The sequence below is a fragment of the Ramlibacter rhizophilus genome (genome assembly GCF_004681965.1).
Taxonomy (GTDB): domain Bacteria; phylum Pseudomonadota; class Gammaproteobacteria; order Burkholderiales; family Burkholderiaceae_C; genus Ramlibacter; species Ramlibacter rhizophilus.
The window spans coordinates 375,292-400,451 of the sequence record NZ_SMLL01000006.1 but is presented as its reverse complement, the minus strand read 5'-3'; the positions used below and the strand labels follow the sequence as shown (position 1 = coordinate 400,451).

Genomic DNA, 25,160 nt, shown 5'->3' with positions numbered 1-25,160 from the left:
CACCTCAGACATGATCGATTCCATGGCCATCTGGTCCGGATGGCTCCGCTACTCGGCCGGCATTCCCGGCGTGCAGTGGTCGCTGCTGCTGGCCCTGGCCGCCGCCAGCGGCTACCTCGTCCAGCGCTATCTGGCACTGCCCAAGGTCGTGGGCTACTCGGTGGTCGGCACCATTGCCGGCCTGGCGGGCTTCGCGCGCGACCTCTGGCCGCTGCAGGGCCTGACCCTGTACGTGCTGGAGCTGGGCGTCGCGCTCGTGCTGTTCGAGGCCGGCGGGCGCATCGCGCTGCGCTGGTTCCGTCACAACCCCCAGGTGCTGCTGCAAAGCATCCTGGAGGCCGCCCTCACCTACGCCTTCATCTACTACCTGATGCGCTGGCTGGGCATGGTCGCCACGGTGGCCGAAGCCCTGGCCGCCATCGGCATGGTGAGTTCGCCGGCGGTCCTCAGCCGCATCCGCCTGGACACCCGCGCCACCGGCCCGGTGACGGAGCGGGCGCTGGCCCTGACCACGCTGGGCGTGCTGTATGCGCTGACGCTGGTGAGCGCCCGCGTGCAGGTGATGCACCGGCCGCGCGACACCTTCCTGGACACCCTGCTGCCCATCGTGAGCGTGCTCGGCCTGTCCATCCTGGTGGGCGCGGTGCTGGCGCTGGTGCTGCGGCTGGCCCTGCGCATCATGAGCCCGACCAGCGAGAACACCTCCATGGTGCTGCTCATGCTGATCGCCGCCACCGCGGCGCTGGCCGGGCACTTCGGCGGTTCGGCCGCCCTGGCCGCGCTGCTCGGCGGCATGTTCCTCAAGCACTTCAACCCGCGCCCCTGGGCCTGGCCGCGCCAGCTCGGCACCGCCGGCTCGCTGATCATCATGCTCACCTTCGTGCTGGTGTCGGCCGTCGCGGCGCAGGCGCCCTGGAACCCGGCCGTCGCGGCGCTGGTACTGGGCCTGCTCGCGGCCCGCCTGGCCGGCAAGGTGCTGGGCGTGGGTCTGGCCAACTGGCGCAGCGGCCTGCGCTGGCACCAGGCTGTCTGGACGGCCGGCGCCATGCAGCCCATGTCCTCGGTCGCGCTGCTGCTGGTGGCGCAGTTCGCCTCCTCGATCACCCTGGGACCGCAGATCGCGTCAGTCGCGCTGCCGGCCATCCTCCTGATGGAGTCGCTGGGCGCCATCGCGGCCACGCTGGCCATCTACCGCGCCGGCGAAAGCTCGGCGGCGCTGCTGCAGCGCGCACCCGACCTCGTCGCCAGCCCCGCATCGGAAAGGCCCCCCCGTGGCTGACACCCTCACCGACACCCCCACCCTGGAACCCTTCCGCCAGTCGGCGGCCCTGTCGCTGGGCGTCGAGCTCGAGCTGCAGCTGGTCAACACGCACGACTTCGACCTCGCGCCCTACGCCGACGAAATGCTGCACCTCATGGCACGCCACAAGGTGCCGGGCAGCGTGGTGCCGGAGATGACCTCCAGCATGATCGAGATCTCCACCGGCGTGTGCACCAGCATCGCGCAGGTCCTGGAGCAGCTCACGGTCACGCGCGACGCGCTGGTCCAGTGCGCCGACAAGCTCAACATCGCGGTGGTGGGCGGGGGCACGCACCCCTTCCAGCAGTGGCACGAACAGCGCATCTACGACCGCCCGCGCTTCCGGCAGCTGTCCGAGCTATACGGCTACCTCAGCAAGCAGTTCACCATCTTCGGCCAGCACGTGCACATCGGCTGCCCGGCTGCCGACGCCGCGCTGCTCATGCTGCACCGCATGTCGCGCTACATCCCGCACTTCATCGCGCTGTCGGCCTCCTCGCCCTACGTCCAGGGCCAGGACACGCAGTTCGACTCGGCGCGGCTGAACTCCGTCTTCGCCTTCCCCATGTCCGGCCGCGCGCCCTTCACGCTGTCCTGGGACCAGTTCGGCGAGTTCTTCGCCAAGACCACCCGCACCGGCGTGGTCAAGAGCATGAAGGATTTCTACTGGGACATCCGGCCCAAGCCGGAATACGGCACGGTGGAAATCCGCGTCTTCGACACCCCGCTCACGGTGGAGCGCGCGACCGCGCTGGCCGGCTTCGTTCAGGCCCTGGGCGCCTGGTTCCTGGAAGAGCAGCCCTTCATGCCCCAGGAAGACGACTACATGGTCTACACCTACAACCGCTTCCAGGCCTGCCGCTTCGGGCTGGAAGCGGTGTACGTGGAGCCCGCCACCGGCGAGCACATGCCCCTGCGCGAGCACATCGTGCAGACCGCGGAACGCATCCGCGGGCATGCCGAGGCGCTGGGCGCGGGCCAGGAAGTCGCCATGCTGGCGGAGGATGCGTTCGCCGCGCGCAACGACGCACGCTGGCTGCGCGAGACCCAGGCCCGCGAGCGCCTGCTGGCCGAGGTGGTGCGTCAGGCCTCGCTTCGCTTCCGGGGTCGCAGGGCCTGAGGCGCCTTGTCTCAGCGCCCCGCCACGGGCGGCCGGCGCGCCGCGGGGTGGACCACCGGCGCTGCCCGCTGCGGTGCCGCCGCGGGCGTCTGGCCGCTGCGGTGCGCGCACACCGCGGCCAGCGCGGCGACGTGGTTCGCGTGCCGCTGCAACAGCGCTTCGAAGCGCTCCTGCTCCTCGTGGGCCGGCTCCAAGGGCGGTGGCGGCAGGCCCATGTGCCGGCGCAGCACGGCAAGCTTCAGGTCGGTGTGGCAGGCCAGCAGTTCCGCGAGCTCGCCGCGCCCGCCCATCAGGGCTTTTTCGGTGAGCACCCGCACCAGGTCGAGGTTGGCGTGCGTGCGTTCATAGCGCGCTAGGTCCGAGGGGCTCTCGCGCCATTGCTCAAAACAGCGGCTGTACACGACAAGGATCTCCGTGACCTGGTGGGCCAGCGTCCTGATTTCGTGTTCTGTCTGCATCGGCCCGTGTTCCAGATTGGCTGAGGCTCAGTCTGCCCTGCCCGGGCGGCGCTGTGCGCAATATTCCCGCCCAGCCTGCAAGCAGGTGTTTCCGAAGCCGGCCGGAGCGCGCCGGCCAGCCGCTATGCTCGCTCGGTCCATGGGTGAATTCGAACTGATCGACCGCTTCTTCCGGCGCCCCGCGCGGCACCAGCCGCTCGGCATCGGGGACGACTGCGCGATCCTGGCCCCACGGCCGGGCATGCAGCTGGCGGTCTCCACGGACCTGCTCCTCGAAGGCCGCCACTTCCTCTCCACCGTGGCTCCGGCACGGCTGGGCCACAAGGCGCTGGCGGTGAACCTGAGCGACCTGGCCGCCTGCGGCGCACGGCCGATCGCCTTCACCCTCGCCCTGGCCCTGCCGCAATCCGACGAAGCCTGGCTGGAGGCCTTCGCCCGCGGCCTGCTGGCCCTGGCGGACGAGCACGGCTGCGAGCTCGTCGGTGGCGACACCACGCGCGGGCCGCTGGCCGTGTGCATCACCGTCTTCGGCGAGGTCCCCGCCGGCCAGGCCCTGCTGCGATCGGGCGCACAGCCCGGCGACGAGGTCTGGGCCAGCGGCACGCTGGGACAGGCGCGGCTTGCGCTGGAGGCATTTCGGGGGCGCGTGCTGCTGCCCGCCGAGCTGTTCGACACGGCACGCCGGCGGATGGAAGTCCCCACGCCGCGTGTCGCGCTGGGGCAGGGCCTGCGGGGCGTGGCCACGGCGGCCATCGACCTCAGCGACGGGCTGATGGGCGACCTCGGGCACGTGCTCACCCAGTCGCGCGTCGGCGCCCGGCTGCACGTGGACGAGCTGCTGGGCCTGCTGCCCGGCGCCGAGGCGCTGCCCGAGGCGCAGCGCCTGGAATGCGTGCTGGGCGGCGGCGACGACTATGAGCTGCTCTTCACCGCACCGGCCGCGCAGCACGCCCTGGTGCTCGAACGCGCCGCCGGGGCCGGCACGCCCGTTCGCTGCATCGGCCGCATCGAGGCCGAACCGGGGCTGCGCCTGGTGGACGGGCAGGGGCGGCCGGTCGCGGCCCGCTTCGCCTCCTTCGACCATTTCGCCTGATGCGGACGCGATCCCTCGGGCTGCTGCTGTCGCTGCTGCTGTGCCTGGCGGGCCTGCAGGCGCAGGCGGCGACGCGGACCCTGCGGGGCACGGTCAGCCACGTCACCGATGGCGACTCGCTGTGGCTGCGTCCGGCGTCCGGCGGCGCGCCGCAGGCGCTGCGCCTGCGGGGCATCGACGCGCCCGAGATCTGCCAGGAGCACGGACCGGCCGCCCGGCGAGCGCTCGCTGCCCTGGTCGAAGGCCGGCCCGTCGTCGTGCGCCTGCGCGGCCGTGACGCCTATCAGCGCCTGCTGGGCGAACTGGCGACCGCCTCCCACGGCGACGTGGGCGCCTGGATGGTCGCCCAGGGGCATGCCTGGGCCCCCTCGCGCAGCCGGAGCAATCGCTACGCGCAGGCCCAGGCGCGGGCACAGGCCGAGCGGCGGGGACTCTGGGCCCAGCCGCACGCCGTGGAGCCCCGCGTGTTCCGCCGCCGGCACGGGAGCTGCGCGCGGTGAGCCGGGTCGTCCTGCCCCCGCCGGCGTCGCCCGGGCTGGCCGCCGGCATCGCGCTCGACCCGGACCTCGCGGCGCCGGCCGCGCGCCCGGGGCTCGCGTTCCTGTTCTCGCATCCGGCCCATGCCGTCGCGCTGGGCTTCGGCGCCGGCCTGGCGCCGCGCGCCCCCGGCACCTTCGGCACGCTCTGGGGCTGGGCCAGCTTCCTGCTGCTCCAGGCCTGGCTGTCGCCCGGGGCGCTGGCGGCGGTCATTCTCGGCGGGTTCATGCTGGGTTGGTGGGCCTGCACTGTCACGGCGCGCGCGCTGGGAAGCTGCGATCCGGGCGCGGTGGTGTGGGACGAGGTCGTCGCCTTCTGGATCGTGCTGTGGCTGATCACGCCCGCTGGCCTGGGCGAGCAGCTCGCGGCATTCACCCTGTTCCGGCTGCTCGACGCCCTCAAGCCCGGGCCGGTCGGCTGGGCCGATCGCCTGTTCCATGGCCATGGCTGGCGCGGGGGCCTGGGCGTGATCTTCGACGACCTGGTGGCGGCCTTCTGTACGCTGCTGGTCTTTGCGGCCTGGAGAAGTGCATGGACCTGACCTTCTTGTGCCGGCAGCTCGCCGAGGACCTGCGCGCCCGCGACTGGAAGCTCGCCACGGCCGAAAGCTGCACCGGCGGCCTGATCGCCGCCGCCTGCACCGAGCTGCCAGGCTCCAGCGACTGGTTCGACCGCGGCTTCGTCACCTACTCCAACGAGGCCAAGGTGGACATGCTCGGCGTGAACGCCGACTGGATCGCGCAGCACGGGGCCGTGAGCGAGGTGGTGGCGCGGGCCATGGCGCACGGCGCCATCCGCCACTCGCAGGCGCGGGTGGCGGTCGCCGTCACGGGCATCGCGGGGCCTTCGGGCGGCAGCGCGGACAAGCCGGTGGGCACCGTGTGGTTCGGCTTCATGGTCGACGGGCGCCTGTCCAGCGAGACACGGCGCTTCGAGGGCGACCGCCAGGCGGTGCGCTCGGCGACGGTGCGCCATGCACTGGAGCGCCTGCGCAGCCTGCTGGACGCGCAGGCCTGAAGCTCACGCAGGGCAGCGGGCGTTCAGCCCGCGCCGTGGCACTTCTTGAACTTCTTGCCGCTGCCGCAGGGGCAGGGATCGTTGCGCCCGGGCTGGTCGCCGCGCCGCAGGGGTTCGACGCGCGGACCCAGGCTCCTGCCCACGCGGCGCAGCTCGTAGGCCGCCCAGATGGCGTCGGCGAAGTCGTCGAGGCGGCGTTCGCTCACGCTGGGCGGGCCGTCCTCTTCGTGCATCGACACGGCCGGCGGCTGCGTGTCGGGCTGGGCCAGCTGCCCGAGCGCCGCGAGGCCCTCTTCGAGCATCGCGGCGGACTCGCGGTCGCGCGGCGGCGCCCATTCCTCGGGCCAGCTCTCCACCGCGTACAGGAAGCCCTCGGCCCAGCCCTGCGCGAAGCCGGGCAGCTGCGCGAAGTCGGCGTCGCCACGCTGGTCTTCGGGCAGCGCCAGCAGGGCACCGCGCACGTCCAGCACTTCGGGCTGGAGCGCACGCTCGTCGTCGAGGCGTTCGACATCCGCATCGAGGGCGGTGCGCACTTCCTGCCACCGCCGCTTCCAGCGCCAGACGAACTCCATGTGCTCCATGGGACGGAAGGACTCGCCCAGGAGCACGGGCCAGTACTCCTCGGGCGGGATCTCCCGCCGGCAGCACACCAGGGCCGTGAGGAATCCCTCGCAGAACTCCCAGTCGGGCGTGAGTTCATCCTGCTCGCGCAGGGCATCCAGCACCGCGTCCTGGGCGTCGAAATCGTCGGTGCCGAGCGGCGCGGTGTCGGGCGAAGCCATGTCGGGAGAAGTCATGCGGGTTCCAGGAAAAGGGCGGGGACCACGGCGCAGGCCTCGGCCGAATGCGGCGCGAGGCGCTTGCGCAGGCGCAGCACCTCGGCGTCCTTGCTCACGAGCAGCGCCCGGTGCGCCACGGCCAGGTCGATGAACGGCTGGTCGTCGGGGTCGCGGCAGGCCACGGGCGCCGGGACGGCGGGCTCGACACGCTCGCTGTGCGCGTCGAAGCAGGCCAGCACCCCAGGGGCGCCGAGCCCGCGTGCGGCCAGGCGCCGGGCGAGCAAGGGATAGTCCAGCACGCGCGCGAGCTCCTCGCGCATGCCCTCGGTGGCGACCCAGCGCAGGCGACGGGCCCGAAGCGCGTCCTTCAGCGCGATCGCCCCGGGATCGTCGAAGACGAACAGGTCCAGCACGACGTTCGTGTCCAGCACCAGGGCACGGCTCATGGCGCGGGCGGCTTCTCGCGGACACGCGCCGAGCCGGCGACCATGTCGAAGCGGAACAGGCGGCACTCGATCGGGCCGTTCCACATCGGCACGCGGCGCGACTCCTTCAGGCGCATGCGCGTGGGCAGCTTCAGGTCGGGCGTGAGGACCCAGGCGGTCCAGCCGGCGTAATGCTTCTTCCAGTGCGCGGCGAGCTGCACGAAGAAGTCGCCGTCCTCGCTTTGCGCGCGCTCGCGACCCCGGCCAGCCACCCCGGCCGCCTCGATGCGCTCGCCGTAGGGCGGGTTGACCAGCATCAGGCCCGGCGTGTCGGTGGGCGGCAGGCGCTGCAGCGCGTCGCCGCCGCGGAACTGCACCGCCTCGGCCACGCCGGCGCGGTGGGCGTTGCGGTTGGCGAAATCGACCATGCGGAAGGCCACGTCGCTGCCGTGGACCGTGACCGTCGAAGCGTGACGCGCCGCGAGGGCCGCCTCGCGCAGTCCACGCCAGGCCGCCGCCTCGAAAGGCAGCAGGCGCTCGAAGCCGAAGCGGCGCTGCAGGCCCGGCGCAATGCCGCAGGCGATCTGCGCCGCCTCGATGGCGATGGTGCCGCTGCCGCAGCAGGGGTCGTAGAGCGGCACCTGCGCATCCCAGCCGCTGGCGGCGAGCATGGCGGCCGCCAGCGTCTCCTTCAGCGGCGCCTCGCCCTTGTCCTCGCGCCAGCCGCGCTTGAAGAGGGGCTCGCCCGAGGTGTCGATGTACAGGGTGCAATGGCCCGCGTCCAGGTGGGCGTACAGGCGCACGTCGGGCCGCTGCGTGTCCACGTCGGGACGCACGCCGCTGCGGTCGCGGAAACGGTCCACCACCGCGTCCTTGATCTTCAGCGCCGCGAAGTTCAGGCTCTTGAGCGGGCTGTGCTGGGCCGTGATCTCCACCTTGAAGCGCTGGCGCGTGGTGAACCAGTCCTCCCAGGGCAGCGCGCGGGCGGCTTCGTACAGGTCCGCCTCCTGCCGATAGGGCGTGTACGACAGCTGCACCAGCACGCGCTGGGCGAGGCGGCTGTGCAGGTTCAGCCGCAGGGCATCCTCCCAGCGGGCCTGCAGCAGCACGCCGCCGCGGCCGACCTGAAGGTCTTCGCCCTGCAGGCCGGTCAGGCCATGCACCTCGTCGGCCAGCAGGTCCTCCACGCCGGCAGCGCAGGGCAGGAACAGCGTCAAGGAGCCGGAAATGCCCCTCACTGCAGCGCCTTGCGAAGGTTGGCCGGCGCGATGCGCAGGGCCTCGCGGTACTTGGCAACCGTGCGGCGCGCGCACTCGATGCCCTGCTCCTTGAGCATGTCGGAGATCTGGCTGTCCGACAGCGGCTTGCGCGCGTCCTCGGTGGACACGAGCTGCCGGATCAGCGCGCGCACGGCGGTGCTGGAGGCATTGCCGCCGGTCTCGGTGCCCAGGGCCGAGCCGAAGAAATACTTGAGCTCGAAGGTGCCGTAGGGGGTGGCCATGTACTTGGCGGTGGTGACGCGCGAGATGGTGGACTCGTGCAGGCCGAGCTCGTCGGCGATCTCGCGCAGCACCAGGGGCCGCATGGCCAGCTCGCCGTGGATGAAGAAGCTTTTCTGTCGCTCCACGATGGCGTTGGACACGCGCAGGATGGTGTCGAAGCGCTGCTGGATGTTCTTGATGAACCAGCGCGCCTCCTGCAGGCGCTGCTGCAGCATGGGGTGCCCCTCGCCCCGGTGGCTCTTGAGCGCGCCGGCATAGACGTCGTGCACGCGAAGCCGCGGCATGACGTCCGAGTTGAGCTGCACGCGGAACCGGAACTGCCCGTTGCGGCCGACGCGGGTGACGATCACGTCGGGGCGCACGATGTTCGACTCCACGTTGACGAACCGTCGCCCGGGCTTGGGTTCCAGGCGGCCGATGAGCCCGATCGCCGCCTTGAGCTGAGCGTCGCCGTGGCCGGTGAGCTGCGCAAGGCGCCGCAGGTCGCGCCGCGCAAGCAGCTCCATGGGCTGGCGGCAGACGGCCTGCGCCGCCTGGACGCAGGCCGCATCGGCCGTGCCGGGCGGCAGCGCCGCCAGCTGCAGCGACAGGCACTCGGCCAGGCTGCGCGCGCCCACGCCGATCGGCTCCAGGTGCTGCAGCAGGCGCAGGGCCACGGTGAAGTGGTGCACCAGGTCTTCCTGCTGCGCGAGGTCTGCGGGCGCCAAGGACGCGGCCAGGTCCTCGAGGGAATCCTCCAGGTAGCCGTCCTCGTTGAGCGATTCGATCAGGAAGCGAAGCGCCGCGAGGTCCTCCTCGCACAGGCGCAGCGTCAGCGCCTGGCGATGCAGGAACATCTGCAGGGTTTCGCCGCTGCGGGCGAGCTCGGTCGCATCGGACTCGTCGCCGTCCATGTCATGGCGGCGCGCCGGCGCATCGCCGCCCCACTCGGCGTCGTCGTGGGCCATGTCCACGCTGCCGTCGCCGTCCCAGTCGGGCGCGGCCTCCGCCGGCTCGCCGTCGCCAGCCGCGCCGGTGTCGACCTCGCCCTCGTCGCTGGCGGCCTCGCCCGGCGTGTCGGCTCGCGCGAGTCCGAATTCCTCGCGCACGGCTTCGTCCTGCGCCCGCTCCAGGAAGGGGTTGTCGTCCAGCATCTGCTCGATCTCCTGGGACAGCTCCAGGGTCGACAGCTGCAGCAGGCGGATGGACTGCTGCAGCTGCGGCGTGAGCGCCAGGTGCTGCGAGACGCGCAGGGACAGCGACTGCTTCATGCGCCACCTCGCGGCCGCATGGCGAAGGCTGCATCCGCCGCGAAGGCGCGGCACGGGGCCAGGTCGTCCATGCTCACATCCGGAAATGTTCGCCGAGGTACACGCGCCGCACGTCGGCGTTGTTCACGATCTCGTCGGGCGTGCCTTCGGCCAGGACATGGCCGTCGCTGATGATGAAGGCGTGGTCGCAGATGCCCAGGGTCTCGCGCACGTTGTGGTCGGTGATCAGCACGCCGATGCCGCGCGACTTGAGGAAGCCGATGATGCGCTGGATCTCGATCACCGCGATGGGATCGATGCCGGCGAAGGGCTCGTCCAGCAGGATGAAGCGCGGCTGCGTGGCGAGCGCACGCGCGATCTCCACCCGCCGGCGCTCACCGCCCGAGAGGGCCGGCGCGGGCGAGGCGCGCAGGTGGTCCACGCGCAGGTCGTGCAGCAGCTCCGAGAGCCGACGCTCGACCTCCGCGCGCGGCAGGGGGCGGCCGTCCTCGCCGCGCTGCAGCTCCAGCACGGCCCGGACGTTGTCCTCGACGTTCAGCCGCCGGAAGATGGATGCCTCCTGCGGCAGGTAGGACAGGCCCAGCCGCGAGCGGCGGTGGATCGGCATGCCTTCGACCGGCCGGCCGTCGATGGCGATCTCGCCCGCGTCGGCCCGCACCAGGCCCACGATCATGTAGAAGGAGGTGGTCTTGCCGGCGCCGTTGGGCCCCAGCAGCCCGACCACCTCGCCCTTGGAGACGGCCAGGCTCACGTCCTTGACCACCTTGCGGCTGCCGTAGCTTTTCTGGAGGTGGCGCGCTTCGAGCCGGCTCGGCACCGCCTCGGCGGCCGGGGCCACGCGGGAGGGGGCGGCGACCGCGTTCAACGGCGCTCCCCGCCCACCGTGGTGCTGGGTCGCAGCGACGCCGCCGGTACCGCCGGCGCCGGCTTGCCGTTCGGCGGGGGCGCGAGGGTGGCGCGCACGCGGCCGCCCGGGTTGGAGGCCGTCGCGCCCTGCGCACCGGCCGCGCCGTCGACGGTGAACACCTCGCGGGCGTTGTCGTAGGTGATGAGGTTGCCGCTGGTCTCGTCGGCCAGCGCCTCGCCGCGGTAGCGGCGCATCTCGGCCTTGCCGATGAACTTCACGCGGTCGGCGCGGCCGTCGTACTCGATGGTCTCGGCCTCGCCTTCCATGAACTCGTCCACGCCGTCGCGCTTCTGGCGCCAGAAGGCCTGCTGCCCGGGCGCCGCCGTCACGATGGCCGTGTGGAAGCCCTCGGGGTCCTGCTTGACCTCGATGCGCGCGCCGCGCACGACGATGGTCCCCTTGGTCGCGACCACGCGGCCGGTGAACACGCTGGTCTGGCTCGCGTCGTCATAACGCAGGGCATCGGCCTCGATGTTCATGGGCTTGAGCCGGTCGGCCTTTTCGGCATGCGCGGCCCAGGGCGCGAGCAGGGTCGCGGCGGCGAGGGCGAACGTCAGGGAAATGTGTTTCATTCGGCACGAATCTTGCGTGCGCATTGTAGCCATGGGCTTCGCGGGGGCGAGCGCCCGGCGATGGAAGCCCGGCTCAGCCGCGGGCCTTGCGTGCTTCGGCAATGAGGTAGTCGGCCAGCATCAGCGAACGCGGCAGCGAGCCGGCCATGCTGCCGTCGGTGTAGAAGCGCCCGCCGATGCCCAGGGCCGGAACGCCTTCGACGCCGTAGGCATCCTGCAGCAGCATGGCATCCTGCACCTTGGCGCCGACGGCGTCCGAATTGAACACCTCGGCAAAACGCGCCTTGTCCAGGCCCTGCTTCTCGGCCCATTCGAGGATCCCGTCCGGGCGGTTGGTGGGCTGGCGCTCCATGTGGATGGCATGGAAGACCTTGGCGTGCAGCTCATCGACCTTGTTCAAGGCCTGCAGCGTGTAGAAAAGGCGCTGCTGCGGCACGAAGTCCGGCCGGAAGGCGACCGGCACTCGGCGCAGCACCACGTCGGCCGGCAACGTTTTCGACCAGGCCTCCAGCTGCGGCTCGAAGGCGTTGCAGTGCCGGCAGCTGTACCAGAAGAACTCCACGACTTCGATCTGCCCGGACGCGGCCTGCGTCGGCGCACGGCGGCTCAGGCGCCGGTAGTCCACGCCCTCGCGCGGCTGCTGCTGGGCGGACACCAGGCCCGGCACCGCGAGGGAGCCCGCAGCCAGGAGCGCGGCAGAAAATTCACGTCGCTTCATGTTGTGCTCTCGTCGAATGCCAGGTGTGAGCGCCATGGCGGCGCCTGAGTTCCTCAGCTGCTTCAGCGCTGCACGCGCACCAGCGCGGCCTCGAAGCCACCGGCTTCCAGGCGCGAACGGTTGCGGTCCGCATCTTCCTTGCGGTCGAAGGGGCCGACGCGCACCCGGAACACCGGGCGGCCGGACTGCTCGCGCTCGGTGACGCGGGCTTCCAGGCCCATGAGCGAGAGCTTCGCGCGCTGCGCCTCGGCGTCCTCGGCGGTGCGGAAGGCGCCGGCCTGGACGAAGTAAAGGAAGGGGTCGGTGCCGCCAGCCCGCGCGGCCAGGTCGCCCAAGGGATCGCCGCCGGGCCGCGCCGTGGCAGGGGCGTTGGCGACGACTGCCGGCGGCTGGGCGCCGGCAGGCGCGACCACCGCGCGCTCCACGGGCGTGGCCACGGCCGCCGAAGGTGGGGCCGGCGTCACGGGGGCGGCGGGCGTCGCTGCCGCCTGGGGCCGGGCCGGGTTCTTGCCGTACAGGGGGGCGTTCGGATCCCAGTTCTGGTTCTTGCGCGACTCGGCCGCGTCCTGCTCGGGGGTGCGCGCCTGGTGCTTGTTCATGAAGGGCACCGGCACCTTGGTGACATAGACCGCCACCGCCAGCGCCGCGCCGAGCCCCAGCACCACGCCGATGATGAGGCCCAAGAAAGTTCCGCCTTGCTGCTTGTTCACGCTGGGTTCCTGCCGGTCACATCTTGCGGGGCGCGCTCACGCCCAGCATCGCCAGGCCATTGTGCAACACCTGCGCACACGCGGCGACCAGCGCCAGGCGCGCGTTGCGCAAGGCCACGTTGTCCACCAGGATGCGCTCGCTGTCGTAGTAGCTGTGGTAGGCCGCGGCCAGCTCGCGCAGGTAGAAGGTGACGTCATGCGGCGCGAAGTCGGCGGCGGCGGCCGACAGCATGGCCGGGTAGCGCGCGAGCACCAGCATGAGGTTCTGCGCGGCGGCGCCGTCCAGGAGGGACAGGTCGGCTTCGGCCAGGCTGCCCGGTTCGCCGCCCCAGGCTGCCAGCACGGAGCTGATGCGCGCATGCGCGTACTGCACGTAGTACACCGGGTTGTCGTTGTTCTGCGCCAGGGCGAGGTCCACGTCGAAGACGTACTCGGTGTCGGGCTTGCGCGAGAGCAGGAAGAAGCGCACCGCATCCTTGCTGGTCCACTCGATCAGGTCGCGCAGGGTCACGTAGCTGCCGGCGCGCTTGGAGATCTTCACCTCCTGGCCGCCGCGCATGACGCGCACCATGGTGTGCAGCACGTAGTCCGGATAGCCGGCCGGAATGCCCACCTGCGCCGCCTGCAGGCCCGCGCGCACCCGCGCGATGGTGCCGTGGTGGTCGGTGCCCTGGATGTTCACCACCTTCTCGAAGCCGCGCTCCCACTTGGTGATGTGGTAGGCCACGTCGGGCACGAAGTAGGTGTAGCTGCCGTCGGACTTGCGCATCACGCGGTCCTTGTCGTCGCCGTAGTCGGTGGACCGAAGCCACAGCGCGCCATCCTGCTCGTAGGTCTTGCCCGCCTCCTGCAGCCGGCGCACCGTGTCGGCCACCTTGCCGCTGGTGTAGAGGCTGGACTCCAGGTAGTAGTGGTCGAAGCGGACCGCGAAGGCCTTCAGGTCCAGGTCCTGCTCGTGGCGCAGGTAGGCCACGGCGAACTGGCGGATGCCGTCCAGGTCGGCCGCGTCGCCCGAGGCGGTGAACTCGCGGTCGTCGGCCTTGACGGTCTTGCGGGCGAGGAAATCGGCCGCGATATCGGCGATGTAGTCGCCGTTGTAGGCCGACTCGGGCCAGCCATCGTCGCCGGGCTTGATGCCCTGGATGCGCAGCTGCGTGGAGCGGGCCAGCGTCTCGATCTGCACGCCCGCGTCGTTGTAATAGAACTCGCGATGCACCTGCCAGCCCTGGCTGGCGTACAGGTTGCAGATGGCGTCGCCCAGGGCGGCCTGGCGGCCGTGGCCCACGTGCAGCGGGCCGGTGGGGTTGGCCGAGACGAACTCGACCATCATGCGTCGCCCGTTGGCGCGCTGGTGTCCGTAGCGCTCGCCCGCCTCCAGCACCTCGCGCACCACCTGCTGCTTGGCAGCGGGCTTGAGGCGGATGTTGATGAAGCCCGGGCCGGCGATCTCCAGGGCGTCGACCCAGCGCGCAAAGGCGGGGCGCTGCTGCAGGTCGGCGCGCAGGGCCTCGGCGACCTGGCGCGGGTTCTGGCGCAGGCCCTTGGCCAGCTGCATGGCCGCGGTGCAGGCCAGGTCGCCATGGGCCGCGGCCTTGGGCGACTCGAAACCTGCCTTGGCGCCGGCGCCGGGCTGCAGGTTTTCCAGCCCGGCGGACAGGTCGCCGAGCAGTTCTTGGGTCACGAGGAGCATCGCGGGATTCTACGGGCCGGCCCCTGGCCGCCTCTCGGCGGCTCAGCGCTTCCAGTAGGCCGGCTGGCCGTAGTGATGCTTCAGGAAATCGATCCACAGGCGCACTCGCAGCGGCAGGTGCCGGCGCTGCGGGAAGGCCGCATAGATGCCATTGGGCGCCGCCGCGTAGTCACGCAGGATCTCCACCAGGCGTCCGCTGGTGATCTCGGCCTCCACCTCCCAGGTGCTGCGCCAGGCGATGCCCAGCCCCTGCAGGCACCACTCGTGCAGGACCTGGCCGTCCGAGCATTCCAGCGGCCCGTTGGGCTTGAGGTGGACGATCTCCACGCCGTCCCGGAACGCCCAGCCGCGCGTCTGCGAGGCGTCGCTGGACAGGGCTAGGCAGTCGAAGCGCGCGAGGTCCGCCGGACGCTGGGGGACACCGTGCTGCCGCAGGAACTCCGGCGTGGCCACGCACAGGCGGCGGTTGTCGGCCAGGCGGACGCTCACCAGGGAGGAATCGGGGAAGTCGCCCACCCGCACGGCGCAGTCATAGCCTTCGCCCGCCAGGTCGACCACGCGGTCGCTCAGGTTCAGGGACAAGGTGACCTCCGGATGCAGGCGCCGGAACTGCGGCACCAGCGGCGCGACGTGCCGGCGACCGAAGCCCGCCGGGGCGGTGATGCGCAGGTGGCCGCTGGCCTTGACGCCCCCGGCGCTCACGCTGGCCTCGGCATTGGCCAGCTCGGCCAGCACGCGCTGGCAGTCCTCCAGGAAGGCGCTGCCCTCGTGGGTGAGACTCAGCCTGCGCGTGGTGCGCAGCAGCAGCTTGACCCCCAGCCGGGCTTCGAGCGCGTCGAGCCGGCGGCCGATCACTGCCGGTGCGATGCCTTCGGCGCGCGCCACGGCGGCCAGGCTGCCGCGCTGGGCCACGGCCACGAAAGTTTCGAGCTGCCTGAGCTTGTCCACCGTGCACGCTTCCTGAGAAGGGATTACCTTTATTCCAGTCACGAATGTAATGACCGGAACGCGACTTCATTATCCCGCTGGTTCTCAATAAAGTCCGTGCATGGCCGCTCCCCGCGCTGTGCTTTTCGACGCCTACGGCACCCTGTTCGACGTCTACAGCGTCGCGCTGGTGGCCGAGCAGCTGTTCCCCGGCCAGGGCCAGGCCCTGGCCGTGCTCTGGCGTGACAAGCAGATCGAGTACACGCGGCTGGTCACCACGAGCAACGACGGCGCGCACTACCAGCCCTTCTGGGCCTTGACCGAGGCCGCGCTGCGCTTCGCCTGCCGCAAGCTGGACCTGCCGCTCACGCCCGCGCGCGAGCAGCAGCTGATGAACCAGTACCGTCACCTGTCCGCCTTTCCCGAGAATCGGCGCGTGCTGCAGGCGCTCAAGGCGCTCGGCGTGGTCACCGGCATCCTGTCCAACGGCGACCCGCAGATGCTGGGCGTGGCCGTGCGCAGCGCCGGCCTCTCGGACCTGCTGGACCACGTGCTGAGCGTGGACGCGGTGCGCCGCTACAAGACCCATCCGGCCGCCTACGCCCTGGGCACCGACGCCACGGGCCTGCCCGCCTCGCAGGTGCTGTTCGTGAGCAGCAACGCCTGGGACGCGCTGGGCGCGACCTGGTTCGGCTACCGCACGCTCTGGGTCAATCGCTGGCAGCAGCCCTTCGAGGCGCTGGGCACGCCGCCCACGCGCGAGGGCAGCAGCCTGGACGACGTGCTGTCCTTTTTCGATACCGCTTCTTGAACTTCACCGGAGGAACCGCCCGATGACCGCCCGCACTTCCCACCACGGCCTGCAGGTCGACGCCGCCCTGGCCCGCTTCATCGACGAGGAGGTGCTGCCCGGCACCGGCGTCGAGCCGGCCGTGTTCTGGAAAGGCTTCGACGCGATCGTGCAGGAGCTGGCGCCGCGCAATGCCGCCCTGCTGGCCGAGCGCGATCGGCTGCAGCAGGAACTGGACACCTGGCACCAGGCGAACCCCGGCCCCGTGCGCGACCTGCCGGCCTACCGGAGCTTCCTGGAGCGCATCGCCTACCTCGTGCCGCAGCCGGCCGGCGTGCGGGCCACCACCGAGAACGTGGACGCCGAACTCGCGCAGCAGGCCGGCCCGCAGCTCGTGGTGCCCATCCTCAACGCCCGCTACGCCCTCAACGCCGCCAACGCGCGCTGGGGCTCGCTCTACGACGCGCTCTACGGCACCGACGCCATTCCCGAGGCCGGCGGTGCCGACCGCGGCCCCGGCTACAACGAGGTGCGCGGCGCCAAGGTGATCGCCTATGCGCGTCAGGTGCTGGACCAGGCCGCGCCCTTGGCCGAGGGCTCGCACGCCGACTCCACGGGCTACGCAATCGATGGCGGACGCCTCGTCGTGGCCTTGGGCGGCGGCAAGCGCGCGGGGCTGAAGGACCCTGGCGCGTTCGTGGGCTACCAGGGCGACGCTACGGCGCCTTCGGCCATCCTGCTGCGCCACCACGGCCTGCACCTGGAGATCCGCATCGACCGCCAGCACCCGATCGGCGCCACCGATCCCGCCGGCGTGAGCGACCTGGTGCTGGAGGCGGCGCTGTCCACCATCCTGGACCTGGAAGACTCCATCGCCGCGGTGGACGCGCAGGACAAGCTGCTCGCCTACCGCAACTGGCTGGGCATCCTCAAGGGCACGCTGACCGAGCAGGTGAGCAAGGGCGGGCGCAGCTTCACGCGCGGGCTCAACCCGGACCGCCGCTACACCACGCCCGACGGCCGCGGTGCGCTGAGCCTGCCGGGCCGCTCGCTTCTCTTCCTGCGCAATGTGGGCCACCTCATGACCAACCCCGCCATCCTGTGGGGCGAGGGGCGCGAGATCCCCGAGGGCATCATGGATGCGGTCGTCACCACCGCCATCGCGCTGCACGACCTGCAGGGGCACGGCGCCAATGGCATCCGCAACTCGCGCACGGGCTCGGTGTACATCGTCAAGCCCAAGATGCACGGCCCGCGCGAGGTGGCCTTCGCGAGCGAGCTGTTCGGGCGCGTGGAGCAGCTGCTCGGCCTGGCACCGAACACGGTGAAGCTCGGGATCATGGACGAGGAACGGCGCACCAGCGTGAACCTCGCCGCCTGCATCGCCGAGGCCGCCGCGCGCGTGGCCTTCATCAACACCGGCTTCCTGGACCGCACGGGCGACGAGATGCACACCGCCATGCTGGCCGGGCCGATGCTGCGCAAGGGCGACATGAAGTCCAGCGCCTGGATCCAGGCCTACGAGCGCAACAACGTGCTGGTGGGCCTGTCCTGCGGGCTGCGCGGGCGCGCCCAGATCGGCAAGGGCATGTGGGCCATGCCCGACCTGATGGCGGCCATGCTGGAGCAGAAGGTCGCGCACCCCAAGGCCGGCGCCAACACCGCCTGGGTGCCCTCGCCCACCGCCGCCACGCTGCACGCGCTGCACTACCACCAGGTGGACGTGTTCGGGGTGCAGCGCGAGCTGGAGAAGACCTCCGCCGAGAGCGCGCGTGACGAGCTGCTGGCCGGCCTGCTGCAGGTGCCCGTGGTGGCCGACCCCAAGTGGTCGGCCGAGGAGCGCCAGCAGGAACTGGACAACAACGTGCAGGGCATCCTGGGCTACGTGGTGCGCTGGATCGACCAGGGCGTGGGCTGCTCCAAGGTGCCGGACATCCACAACGTCGGGCTGATGGAAGACCGCGCCACGCTGCGCATCTCCAGCCAGCACATCGCCAACTGGCTGCTGCACGGCGTGGTGTCGCCCGAGCAGGTGCACGAGACCTTCCGCCGCATGGCTGCGGTGGTGGATGCGCAGAACGCGGGCGACCCGGCCTACCAGCCGATGGCCGGCCGCTGGGACAGCTCCTACGCCTATCGCGCCGCGCTGGACCTGGTGTTCAAGGGCCGTGAGCAGCCCGCCGGCTACACCGAGCCGCTGCTGCACGCCTGGCGCCTGAAATGCAAAGCAGGTTCCTGAGGGCTTGGCAAGAAACCGACAGCTTTTCGTCAGTTCTCACAGGGGACGCCACAACAGAGAACGCGCCGGCTCCTAGACTGGCGCGATGTCCCAGGCGTCCCTGCTTTCGTCGGATGGCTTTCGCCGGCTGATCGGCCGCGCGCCTGTCGTGCCGCGGCTCGAGACCGTCCGCAGCCTGCTGCCCTCCAGCGGGCTGAGCACCGGGACCGACTGGGAAGCCGCCGCCAACGATGCGCTGGTGCAGGACGCCATGCGCTTCGCCGAGCAGCGCCGCGCCACGGCCGAGCAGCTGGTCATCGAGCTGGTCCAGCGGCCCGACCTGCGCGAGGCGCCCGAGCCGGTGCAGGACTTCCTGCTGCAGGTCTGGCCCCTGGTGCTGGCGCATGCCCGCCTGACCAGCCCCACGCCCGAGCACGACCCCGGCGCCTTCATGGCCCTGGTGCCGCGGCTGCTCTGGAGCGTGCGCCGCGACTCCATCCTGCGCCGCCCCGGACGCCTGGTGGCCATGATCCCCGAGCTGCTGGGACGCCTGCGCGAGGGCCTCGCCCTGATCGGACGCGAGCCGGCGGCCTGCCGGACCTTCTTCCGCGCCCTGGAAGCGCTGCACCGGCCGGCGCTGCAGTTGTGCGCCAGCCGGCGGCAGAACCAGCTGTTCTTCGCGCCCGATCCGCAGGATTCGCTGCTCGAAGGTCCGCCCGCGCCCCACCCGCTGCTGCGCCTTCGGGCGGGCCGCTACCTCTTTCTCTACAGCGGCGGGCGCTGGCAGAAGGTGCGGCTGGACTGGGTCGATCCCCGGGGGCGGCAGTTCATGTTCAGCGGCGAACAAGGCGACGCCCACGCCATGACGCGCCGCATTCTTTCGCGCCTGCTCGCGGAAGACCTGATCCGCTTCGACGATCCACGCCCGCACCTGTGCGCGTGAAAACCAGTTAGCGTTCGCCACCATGTCCGACGCTTTCCCGCCCGAGCGCTGCCCTCTGTGCCAACGGCCCAACGCCTGCGCGCTGGAGGAAGCCCGGCGCACAGGCCAGGCGCAGGGGCCGTGCTGGTGCACGCAAGCCGCATTCAGCCCCGCGCTGCTGGCGCAGCTACCACCCGAGGCACGCGGCAAGGCCTGCATCTGCGCGGCCTGCGCCCGCCCCACACCCGCACCGCTCTCAGGTCAGGGCCTGGAGCAGTAGCGAGGTCCCGCCCACCAAGGCGCCCATCCCCCAGGTCGCATCCGAGAGCACGTCCGCGCGCTCGCGCAGCGCCTCGACGCGGGTGTCGCGGTCGCGCGCAGGCAGGCCGAGCCACAAGCGGTCCTCGAGGAGCTGCCGCAGCGGCTGCAGCATCGGATCGGTGAGGTCCCAGCGGCCCAGTTCGGCCGCCAGGGCCGAGAGGTCGTCAGGCTCCGCCTCGGCGTGAGCGGCGCTCAGGAAGAGGCGCGCCTCGTCCCGGGCTCGCAGCAGGTCCAGCAGGCTTCGCTGCAACTGCAGGTTCGCCTGGGTCCGCAGCTGTGCGAGGTCGATCTTGTGCGCCTGGGCACGCTGGTTGTCCACGGTCGGCAGGATCGCGCGCTGCAGCATGGCGCAGCCCAGGCGCACGCAACGCTCGACCAGTGGCACGGCCACGGCGAAGGCGGCACCGAGCGCGATGCAGCCGGCGGTCACGACGAAGGAAGCGCCGGCGGCCACGCGCGCCGCCTCCAACCGCGCCTGGGCATCCGGGCGCCCGAGCGCTCTCGCGTGCGCGTAGGCCGCATTGGCCACGGCGTTCGATCCCATGGGCAGGGTCGGCTGCCCCGCCTCGGCCGCCTGCCAGTTGCGCCAGGCGCAGTGCGCGTGGGCGACCGCCTGGCGCAGCAGCAGAACGGAGACCACCAGCGCGGGGGCTGCGAGGCCGCCGCTGGCCACCGTGGCTGCGATCGCCAGGCCGAGCGAAGCCGTGGCCGCGCCGACGCCCAGCAGGCGGCTGAGGAAACCGGCCCGGTGGAAGTCGATGCGCGTCTTTTGGCTCGCTTCCTCGAATCGGGTGCGTGCGCTGCGCAGGGCTTCCACCGCTGCCCTGACCGGCGGCGAGGCCCGGTCCAGGTCGGGCGTGGGTAGCCTCGGCGACGTGGTGGCCGCTGCGGGCGGCTCGTTGCGCCAGACCTTCTGGAGCTGCCGCGCCGCGATCGGCACCAGCGGCGCAGCGAACCCGAAGCTGGCGACGGCCGCGAGGCACGCGGCCAGCAGGTCCACGAGCGCAACTGGCAGGTGGGCCCAGTGCAGGAGCTTGCGCACGAACGACGCCTTGCTCGCATCGACGCCGACGCCCCTGGCGCGATCGCTGGCCTCGCTGGCCCGATGCACGGCGTCAGGCGCGTCGTCGGTCTTGGAGACACCAAGTGGTTCGGGCAACCCGGTGCCCAGCGGTGCAGGCCCGGACGCGGACTTGCTGGTGGCGCTTGGCCCGGGTTTTGGCTTCGACACCGTGGCGGCGTTCTCCGCCGCCGCAGGGTCTGGAAGTGGCTGTGCGACTGGGGGCGAAGGCGTCTCTGGCTGCAGCGACGTCTCTGGACGCGGCAAAGTCTCAGGGCGCGGCAGCGGCTCAGGACGCGGCGGCCGCTTCACTCGCACCAGCTTCACGCGCGTCGCACCGCCAACAGTGTCGGCTTCGCCGGGTGCAGGTGGCGGCACCCCTGGATGCCCGGGCGGCAAGGGCTCGCTTTCCGACCGCTGAGCGTCGTCGGCCACCTCGCCAGCGGGCTTCCTGGCGCTTGGCGACGGCGGCAGACCGAGCGAGGCCGGGCGGCGCTTGTAGTCGCGCAGGCTCTTGCGCTCGATCTCATGGAACAGGCAGGGCTTGCTCACCGGGTAGGGCGGGAGCAGGGTTCGGACGGGCATGGGTGCGCTCCGGCCGGGCTGGGTCAGGCCGCGAGCGCGTCCAGCTCCGCCAGCCGCAGCTCGGCTTCGCGTCGCACCTCGGCGTGCCCCCGATCCAGCCAGGACAGCTTGACGCTGGCCTCGAACGCCTCGCGCGCCTCGGGCAGCTGCTCCATCGCGCCCAGGCACTCGCCCATTCGGTAGGCGCACAGCGCATCGGTGGCGTCCAGCATGAAGGCGAGGGCATAGAAGCGACCGGCCGACTCGTGCTGCTCCAGGTGCTGCAGGCAGTAGGCGAGCGCCAGGTGGTAGGCGCGTTCCCAGGGATTGCTGTGCACCAGCCGGAAGGCATCGTCCACGGCCTCGGCGAAGCTGCCCGCCTCCAGCTGCGCACGCACGCGGCGGTAGGTCGCCTCCTGCGCCTCGGGCGCGAGCACCTCGCCTTCTTCGGCGCCGAGGGCCTCGATCGCATCCAGTCCGAAATCGAGATTCATGCCGGACTCCTGGTGAGTAGAACTTCTTATATCAGCGGATGAGCTGAGGCCGCAAGGCGTCTTACCCGCAGGACGCACCCTCACAATCGGGGCCATGTGCCAGCTTCTCGGAATGAACTGCAACACGCCCACGGACGTGGCCTTCAGCTTCACCGGCTTCGCCCAGCGCGGCGGGCGCACGGACCACCACGCCGACGGCTGGGGCATCGCCTTCTTCGAAGGCAAGGGGGTGCGCCATTTCGTGGACCACCAGCCGGCCTGCGCCTCGCCCGTGGCAGAGCTGATCCGCAAGTACCCGATCAAGAGCCGCACCGTGATCGCGCACATCCGCAAGGCCACGCAGGGCGTGGTGGCGCTGGAGAACTGCCATCCCTTCGTGCGCGAGCTGTGGGGCCGCTACTGGGTGTTCGCGCACAACGGCGACTTGAAGGATTTCCACCCGCGGCTGCACGCGAGCTTCCAGGCCGTGGGCGACACCGACAGCGAGCGCGCCTTCTGCTGGCTGATGCAGGAAATCTGGAAGTCGCACGCGGGCGTGCCCAGCGTCGAGGAGCTCACACTCACCCTGCGCGAGCTGGCGCCCCGCCTGTCACGCCATGGGCCCTTCAACTTCCTGCTGTCCAACGGCCACGCGCTCTGGGCGCACTGCTCGACGAATCTCTACTCCGTGGAGCGCAGGCACCCCTTCGCGCACGCCCAGCTCGCGGACGAGGACCTGTCCATCGACTTCGCCCAGCACACGACGCCGGGCGACAAGGTGGCCGTGGTGGTGACGGCGCCGCTGACGACCAACGAAGCCTGGGCGCCCTTCACCCCGGGCGAGCTGCGGGTGTTCGCGGACGGTGGGCGCGTCGGCTGACCGAACCCTATTTCGCCGCCAGCGCCGCTTCCAGCGCGTCGAGGAACATGGCCGGCACGTCGAAGCCGGTCTGCTCGGTGATCTCCTGGAAGCAGGTCGGGCTGGTGACGTTGATCTCGGTGAGCCAGTCGCCGATCACGTCCAGCCCCACCAGCAGCAGGCCGCGTGCGGCCAGCACCGGGCCCAGCGCCTCGGCGATCTCGTGGTCGCGGGCCGTGAGCGGCTGCGCCACGCCCTTGCCGCCGGCCGCCAGGTTGCCGCGCACCTCCGTGCCCTGCGGAATGCGGGCCAGGCTGAAGGGGACCGGCTTGCCGCCGATCACCAGCACGCGCTTGTCGCCGGCGCTGATCTCCGGCACGAAGCGCTGGACCATGAGCGTGGTGGTGCCGCCGCCATTGAGGGTTTCGGTGATGGAGCCGAGGTTCAGGCCGTCGGCCCGCACCCGGAAGATGCCCTTGCCGCCCATGCCGTCCAGGGGCTTGAGGATGATGTCGCCGTGCTCGTCATGGAAGCGCCGGACCTCCGCTTCGTCGCGGGTGACCAGCGTGGGGCTCACGAACTGCGGGAACTCCATCACCGCGAGCTTTTCCGGGTGATCACGCAACGACGCCGCGCGGTTGAAGACGCGCGCGCCCTCGCGCTCGGCCTGCTCCAGCAGGTGGGTGGCGTAGAAGTACTCGCTGTCGAAGGGCGGGTCCTTGCGCATGAGGACCGCGTCGAACTCGCTCAGGGCCCGCACCGGGCGGCCCGCCACCTCGAACCAGGCCTCGCCCTCCTGCCCGGTCAGGACGATCTCGCGCACCTGCGCCTGCACCCGGCCGCCCGAGCGCCACGACACATCACGAGGCTCGCAGGCGGCCACGCGGTGCCCGCGTCGCTGCGCCTCGCGCATCATGGAGAAGGTCGTGTCCTTGTAGGTCTTGAAGCTCTCGAGCGGGTCGGCCAGGAAGAGAAGGTTCATCGCGTTCAGATGGAGATCTTGGAGCCCAGCTCCACGACGGAGTTGTTCGGCAGCTTGAGGAAGTCGGCCGCCGCGCTGGCGTTGCGGTGCATCTGGGCGAAGAGTTTCTCGCGCCAGGGCGCCATGCCGCCGCCCACGCTGGGGACGACCACGTCGCGCGACAGGAAATAGCTGGTGGTCATGGCATCCAGGTCGCAGCCGCGGTTGTGCATCAGCTGCAAGGCGCGCGGCACGTCGGGGTCGTTCTTGAAGCCGTAGTGCACGATGACCTGCCAGCAATCATGACCCAGGGCCTCCACCTCGAGGCGGCGGCTCATGCCGACCCAGGGCACCTCGTGGTTGTGCACCGTGACGAAGAGGTTCTGCTGGTGCAGCACCTTGTTGTGCTTGAGGTTGTGCAGCAGGGCGTTGGGTACCGCGCCGGCTTCGGCGGTGAGGAAAACGGCCGTGCCCGGCACCCGCGTGGGCGGGCTCACGAACACGGCGTCGAGGAAGCCCCGCAGGTCGATGGCATCGGTGCGCAGGGCCTGGTTGAGGATGGTGCGGCCGTTCTTCCAGGTGATCATGAGCGTGAAGATGGCCCCGCCGATGGCCAGCGGAAACCAGCCGCCATCGAACAGCTTGAGCATGTTGGAGGCGAAGAAGGTCGCATCGACGACGAAGAAAAGGCCGGTGGATCCGATGCACAGCCACAGCGGGTACTTCCAGCCGTAGCGGATGACGAAGAAGGTGAGCGTGGTGGTGATCAGCATGTCCAGCGTCACCGCGATGCCGTAGGCCGCCGCGAGGTTGCTGGACGAGCGGAACAGCACCACCGCCAGCACGATGGCGACGAACAGGCCCCAGTTCACGAAGGGCAGGTAGATCTGCCCGGCCTGCTTCACGCTGGTGTGCTGCACCTCCAGGCGCGGCAGGTAACCGAGCTGGATGACCTGCTTGGTGACGCTGAAGGCGCCCGTGATGAGCGCCTGGGAAGCGATCACGGTCGCCGCCGTGGCCAGGCCCACCAGCGGCAGCAGGGCCCACTCCGGCGCCATCAGGTAGAAGGGGTTCTTGACCGCCTCCGGCCGCTCCAGCAGCAGGGCGCCCTGGCCGAAGTAGTTGAGCGTGAGCGCCGGCATGGCGACCGCGAACCAGGCCAGGCGGATGGGCCGCTTGCCGAAATGGCCCAGGTCCGCATAGAGCGCCTCGGCGCCCGTGACCACCAGCACCACCGCACCGAGGATCACGAAGCTCGTTCCCGGGTTGGCCAGCACGAAGCCCAGCGCATGGTGCGGGCTGATGGCCGACAGGATCTCCGGGTGATGCACGATCTGGCTCACGCCCAGCAGCGCCAGCACCGCGAACCAGGTGAGCGTGATCGGCCCGAAGAAGCGGCCGATGCCGGCCGTTCCCCGCTTTTGCACCGCGAACAAGGCGAACAGGATCAGGAGCGTGAGCGGGATCACGAAGCGATCGAAGGCGGGTGAGACCACCTCCAGGCCTTCCACCGCGGACAGCACCGAGATGGCCGGCGTGATGACGCCGTCGCCGTAGAAGAGGCAGGTGCCGAAGATGCCCACGACCAGCAGCACGCTGCGCAGGCGCGGCTTGTCCTTCACCGCCTGCGAGGCCAGCGCCAGCATGGCGACCAGCCCGCCCTCGCCGGCGTTGTCGGCGCGCAGCACGAGCACCACGTACTTGAGCGAGACGATCAGCGTCAGCGTCCAGAACAGGATGGACAGGACGCCGTACACATTGGCCTGCGTGAACGGCACGTGGCCCGATCCGAACACCTCCTTGACGGCGTACAGCACGCTGGTGCCGATGTCGCCGTAGACCACGCCGATGGCGCCGAGGGTGAGGGCCGCGAGGGAGGATTGCGAACGTTGCACGAAGAATGCCCTGGAAAGCCGCGCTGGCGGCGACCCGGGGGCGGGTTGTCGGACGGAGCGGTATTGTGCGCCTGCAGCAATCGCGCTGCCCG

26 protein-coding genes are annotated in these 25,160 nt (G+C 71.0%); 11 read left to right on the top strand and 15 right to left on the bottom strand.

Annotated elements, in window-relative coordinates:
- Positions 1-10 precede the first annotated feature (10 nt).
- Both EZ242_RS16880 and EZ242_RS16875 read left to right on the top strand, forming a co-directional pair.
- On the top strand, positions 11-1,279 hold the full coding sequence (locus tag EZ242_RS16880) for a cation:proton antiporter (RefSeq protein WP_135286350.1): 1,269 nt from the start codon (positions 11-13) through the stop codon (positions 1,277-1,279).
- The gene (locus EZ242_RS16875) at positions 1,272-2,420 is read left to right on the top strand and encodes a YbdK family carboxylate-amine ligase (protein ID WP_205960672.1); all 1,149 of its coding nucleotides are present in this window, start codon (positions 1,272-1,274) and stop codon (positions 2,418-2,420) included. Before EZ242_RS16880 ends, EZ242_RS16875 begins: the two co-directional genes overlap by 8 nt.
- Before the next feature lie 11 nt (positions 2,421-2,431).
- Here the strand turns inward: EZ242_RS16875 and EZ242_RS16870 are convergent, their stop codons facing one another.
- Positions 2,432-2,878, bottom strand: a complete 447-nt coding sequence (locus EZ242_RS16870) for a hypothetical protein (RefSeq protein ID WP_135286349.1) — start codon at positions 2,876-2,878, stop codon at positions 2,432-2,434.
- 139 nt (positions 2,879-3,017) lie between these two features.
- Between EZ242_RS16870 and thiL the strand changes: the two genes are divergently transcribed.
- Genes thiL through EZ242_RS16850 form a run of 4 tightly spaced genes read left to right on the top strand, consistent with a single transcriptional unit; the run spans position 3,018 to position 5,525 of the window.
- Positions 3,018-3,971: a thiamine-phosphate kinase gene (gene thiL / locus EZ242_RS16865; RefSeq protein ID WP_135286348.1), complete on the top strand. Its 954-nt coding sequence runs from the start codon at positions 3,018-3,020 to the stop codon at positions 3,969-3,971.
- Entirely contained in the window at positions 3,971-4,471 is a 501-nt protein-coding gene (locus EZ242_RS16860) for a thermonuclease family protein (RefSeq protein ID WP_135286347.1), read from the top strand. The genes thiL and EZ242_RS16860 overlap by 1 nt, the downstream gene beginning before the upstream one ends.
- A gap of 47 nt (positions 4,472-4,518) precedes the next feature.
- Positions 4,519-5,049: a phosphatidylglycerophosphatase A family protein gene (locus tag EZ242_RS16855; protein ID WP_135286392.1), complete on the top strand. Its 531-nt coding sequence runs from the start codon at positions 4,519-4,521 to the stop codon at positions 5,047-5,049.
- Positions 5,040-5,525 (top strand): CinA family protein, encoded by a 486-nt coding sequence (locus EZ242_RS16850; protein WP_135286346.1) that lies wholly within the window; start codon positions 5,040-5,042, stop codon positions 5,523-5,525. The genes EZ242_RS16855 and EZ242_RS16850 overlap by 10 nt, the downstream gene beginning before the upstream one ends.
- A 23-nt stretch (positions 5,526-5,548) precedes the next feature.
- Here EZ242_RS16850 and EZ242_RS16845 read toward each other — a convergent pair whose 3' ends face one another.
- From EZ242_RS16845 to EZ242_RS16800, 10 genes are all read right to left on the bottom strand, one after another.
- The gene (locus EZ242_RS16845) at positions 5,549-6,322 is read right to left on the bottom strand and encodes a YecA/YgfB family protein (RefSeq protein ID WP_135286345.1); all 774 of its coding nucleotides are present in this window, start codon (positions 6,320-6,322) and stop codon (positions 5,549-5,551) included.
- Positions 6,319-6,750 (bottom strand): putative toxin-antitoxin system toxin component, PIN family, encoded by a 432-nt coding sequence (locus tag EZ242_RS16840; protein ID WP_135286344.1) that lies wholly within the window; start codon positions 6,748-6,750, stop codon positions 6,319-6,321. The genes EZ242_RS16845 and EZ242_RS16840 overlap by 4 nt, the downstream gene beginning before the upstream one ends.
- Positions 6,747-7,967, bottom strand: coding sequence for a THUMP domain-containing class I SAM-dependent RNA methyltransferase (locus tag EZ242_RS16835; protein WP_240787130.1), 1,221 nt, complete (start codon positions 7,965-7,967; stop codon positions 6,747-6,749). Before EZ242_RS16835 ends, EZ242_RS16840 begins: the two co-directional genes overlap by 4 nt.
- Complete coding sequence (locus tag EZ242_RS16830; protein WP_135286343.1) at positions 7,964-9,481, bottom strand: RNA polymerase factor sigma-54; 1,518 nt, start codon at positions 9,479-9,481, stop codon at positions 7,964-7,966. The genes EZ242_RS16835 and EZ242_RS16830 overlap by 4 nt, the downstream gene beginning before the upstream one ends.
- A 73-nt stretch (positions 9,482-9,554) precedes the next feature.
- Positions 9,555-10,346 carry an LPS export ABC transporter ATP-binding protein gene (lptB, locus tag EZ242_RS16825; protein ID WP_240787129.1) on the bottom strand — a complete coding sequence of 264 codons (792 nt, stop codon included), beginning with the start codon at positions 10,344-10,346 and terminating at the stop codon, positions 9,555-9,557.
- Positions 10,343-10,960, bottom strand: a complete 618-nt coding sequence (lptA, locus tag EZ242_RS16820) for a lipopolysaccharide transport periplasmic protein LptA (RefSeq protein WP_135286342.1) — start codon at positions 10,958-10,960, stop codon at positions 10,343-10,345. Before lptA ends, lptB begins: the two co-directional genes overlap by 4 nt.
- A 73-nt stretch (positions 10,961-11,033) precedes the next feature.
- Positions 11,034-11,678, bottom strand: a complete 645-nt coding sequence (locus EZ242_RS16815; protein ID WP_135286341.1) for a thiol:disulfide interchange protein DsbA/DsbL — start codon at positions 11,676-11,678, stop codon at positions 11,034-11,036.
- 62 nt (positions 11,679-11,740) lie between these two features.
- Positions 11,741-12,388 (bottom strand): SPOR domain-containing protein, encoded by a 648-nt coding sequence (locus EZ242_RS16810; RefSeq protein WP_135286340.1) that lies wholly within the window; start codon positions 12,386-12,388, stop codon positions 11,741-11,743.
- A 16-nt stretch (positions 12,389-12,404) separates the two neighbouring features.
- A complete protein-coding gene (gene argS, locus EZ242_RS16805; protein ID WP_135286339.1) occupies positions 12,405-14,078 on the bottom strand; it encodes an arginine--tRNA ligase in 1,674 nt (557 codons plus the stop codon).
- Between the two features lie 42 nt (positions 14,079-14,120).
- Positions 14,121-15,026 carry a LysR family transcriptional regulator gene (locus EZ242_RS16800; protein ID WP_135286338.1) on the bottom strand — a complete coding sequence of 302 codons (906 nt, stop codon included), beginning with the start codon at positions 15,024-15,026 and terminating at the stop codon, positions 14,121-14,123.
- A gap of 100 nt (positions 15,027-15,126) precedes the next feature.
- Here EZ242_RS16800 and EZ242_RS16795 point away from each other — a divergent pair, with 100 nt between their 5' ends.
- The 4 genes from EZ242_RS16795 to EZ242_RS16780 all read left to right on the top strand — a co-directional run bounded on the left by EZ242_RS16795 (position 15,127) and on the right by EZ242_RS16780 (position 19,215).
- Complete coding sequence (locus tag EZ242_RS16795) at positions 15,127-15,816, top strand: haloacid dehalogenase type II (RefSeq protein WP_135286337.1); 690 nt, start codon at positions 15,127-15,129, stop codon at positions 15,814-15,816.
- A gap of 22 nt (positions 15,817-15,838) precedes the next feature.
- Positions 15,839-18,034, top strand: a complete 2,196-nt coding sequence (locus EZ242_RS16790) for a malate synthase G (protein ID WP_135286336.1) — start codon at positions 15,839-15,841, stop codon at positions 18,032-18,034.
- Between the two features lie 85 nt (positions 18,035-18,119).
- On the top strand, positions 18,120-18,956 hold the full coding sequence (locus EZ242_RS16785) for a DUF1631 family protein (RefSeq protein ID WP_135286335.1): 837 nt from the start codon (positions 18,120-18,122) through the stop codon (positions 18,954-18,956).
- Positions 18,957-18,978: 22 nt separating this feature from the next.
- A complete protein-coding gene (locus EZ242_RS16780) occupies positions 18,979-19,215 on the top strand; it encodes a cysteine-rich CWC family protein (RefSeq protein ID WP_135286334.1) in 237 nt (78 codons plus the stop codon).
- Here the strand turns inward: EZ242_RS16780 and EZ242_RS16775 are convergent.
- Positions 19,192-20,415 (bottom strand): hypothetical protein, encoded by a 1,224-nt coding sequence (locus tag EZ242_RS16775; protein WP_135286333.1) that lies wholly within the window; start codon positions 20,413-20,415, stop codon positions 19,192-19,194. The genes EZ242_RS16780 and EZ242_RS16775 overlap by 24 nt on opposite strands.
- A 509-nt stretch (positions 20,416-20,924) precedes the next feature.
- A complete protein-coding gene (locus tag EZ242_RS16770) occupies positions 20,925-21,374 on the bottom strand; it encodes a hypothetical protein (protein WP_135286332.1) in 450 nt (149 codons plus the stop codon).
- A gap of 94 nt (positions 21,375-21,468) precedes the next feature.
- On the opposite strand from EZ242_RS16770, the gene EZ242_RS16765 reads away from it, so the two are divergent.
- On the top strand, positions 21,469-22,233 hold the full coding sequence (locus tag EZ242_RS16765) for a class II glutamine amidotransferase (protein WP_135286331.1): 765 nt from the start codon (positions 21,469-21,471) through the stop codon (positions 22,231-22,233).
- A 7-nt stretch (positions 22,234-22,240) separates the two neighbouring features.
- Here EZ242_RS16765 and gshB read toward each other — a convergent pair whose 3' ends face one another.
- Both gshB and EZ242_RS16755 read right to left on the bottom strand, forming a co-directional pair.
- Positions 22,241-23,194 carry a glutathione synthase gene (gene gshB / locus EZ242_RS16760; protein WP_135286330.1) on the bottom strand — a complete coding sequence of 318 codons (954 nt, stop codon included), beginning with the start codon at positions 23,192-23,194 and terminating at the stop codon, positions 22,241-22,243.
- 5 nt (positions 23,195-23,199) lie between these two features.
- Positions 23,200-25,068 (bottom strand): potassium transporter Kup, encoded by a 1,869-nt coding sequence (locus EZ242_RS16755; protein ID WP_135286329.1) that lies wholly within the window; start codon positions 25,066-25,068, stop codon positions 23,200-23,202.
- Positions 25,069-25,160 lie beyond the last annotated feature (92 nt).

Excerpts from the sequence above, each read along its gene's own strand:
- EZ242_RS16880 (WP_135286350.1), top strand. The coding sequence starts at position 11 with ATGATCGATTCCATGGCCATCTGGTCCGGATGGCTCCGCTACTCGGCC.
- EZ242_RS16870 (WP_135286349.1), bottom strand. The coding sequence starts at position 2,878 with ATGCAGACAGAACACGAAATCAGGACGCTGGCCCACCAGGTCACGGAG.
- thiL (WP_135286348.1), top strand. The coding sequence starts at position 3,018 with ATGGGTGAATTCGAACTGATCGACCGCTTCTTCCGGCGCCCCGCGCGG.
- EZ242_RS16860 (WP_135286347.1), top strand. The coding sequence starts at position 3,971 with ATGCGGACGCGATCCCTCGGGCTGCTGCTGTCGCTGCTGCTGTGCCTG.
- EZ242_RS16850 (WP_135286346.1), top strand. The coding sequence starts at position 5,040 with ATGGACCTGACCTTCTTGTGCCGGCAGCTCGCCGAGGACCTGCGCGCC.
- EZ242_RS16845 (WP_135286345.1), bottom strand. The coding sequence starts at position 6,322 with ATGACTTCTCCCGACATGGCTTCGCCCGACACCGCGCCGCTCGGCACC.
- EZ242_RS16840 (WP_135286344.1), bottom strand. The coding sequence starts at position 6,750 with ATGAGCCGTGCCCTGGTGCTGGACACGAACGTCGTGCTGGACCTGTTC.
- EZ242_RS16830 (WP_135286343.1), bottom strand. The coding sequence starts at position 9,481 with ATGAAGCAGTCGCTGTCCCTGCGCGTCTCGCAGCACCTGGCGCTCACG.
- lptA (WP_135286342.1), bottom strand. The coding sequence starts at position 10,960 with ATGAAACACATTTCCCTGACGTTCGCCCTCGCCGCCGCGACCCTGCTC.
- EZ242_RS16815 (WP_135286341.1), bottom strand. The coding sequence starts at position 11,678 with ATGAAGCGACGTGAATTTTCTGCCGCGCTCCTGGCTGCGGGCTCCCTC.
- argS (WP_135286339.1), bottom strand. The coding sequence starts at position 14,078 with ATGCTCCTCGTGACCCAAGAACTGCTCGGCGACCTGTCCGCCGGGCTG.
- EZ242_RS16795 (WP_135286337.1), top strand. The coding sequence starts at position 15,127 with ATGGCCGCTCCCCGCGCTGTGCTTTTCGACGCCTACGGCACCCTGTTC.
- EZ242_RS16790 (WP_135286336.1), top strand. The coding sequence starts at position 15,839 with ATGACCGCCCGCACTTCCCACCACGGCCTGCAGGTCGACGCCGCCCTG.
- EZ242_RS16785 (WP_135286335.1), top strand. The coding sequence starts at position 18,120 with ATGTCCCAGGCGTCCCTGCTTTCGTCGGATGGCTTTCGCCGGCTGATC.
- EZ242_RS16780 (WP_135286334.1), top strand. The coding sequence starts at position 18,979 with ATGTCCGACGCTTTCCCGCCCGAGCGCTGCCCTCTGTGCCAACGGCCC.
- EZ242_RS16770 (WP_135286332.1), bottom strand. The coding sequence starts at position 21,374 with ATGAATCTCGATTTCGGACTGGATGCGATCGAGGCCCTCGGCGCCGAA.
- EZ242_RS16765 (WP_135286331.1), top strand. The coding sequence starts at position 21,469 with ATGTGCCAGCTTCTCGGAATGAACTGCAACACGCCCACGGACGTGGCC.
- gshB (WP_135286330.1), bottom strand. The coding sequence starts at position 23,194 with ATGAACCTTCTCTTCCTGGCCGACCCGCTCGAGAGCTTCAAGACCTAC.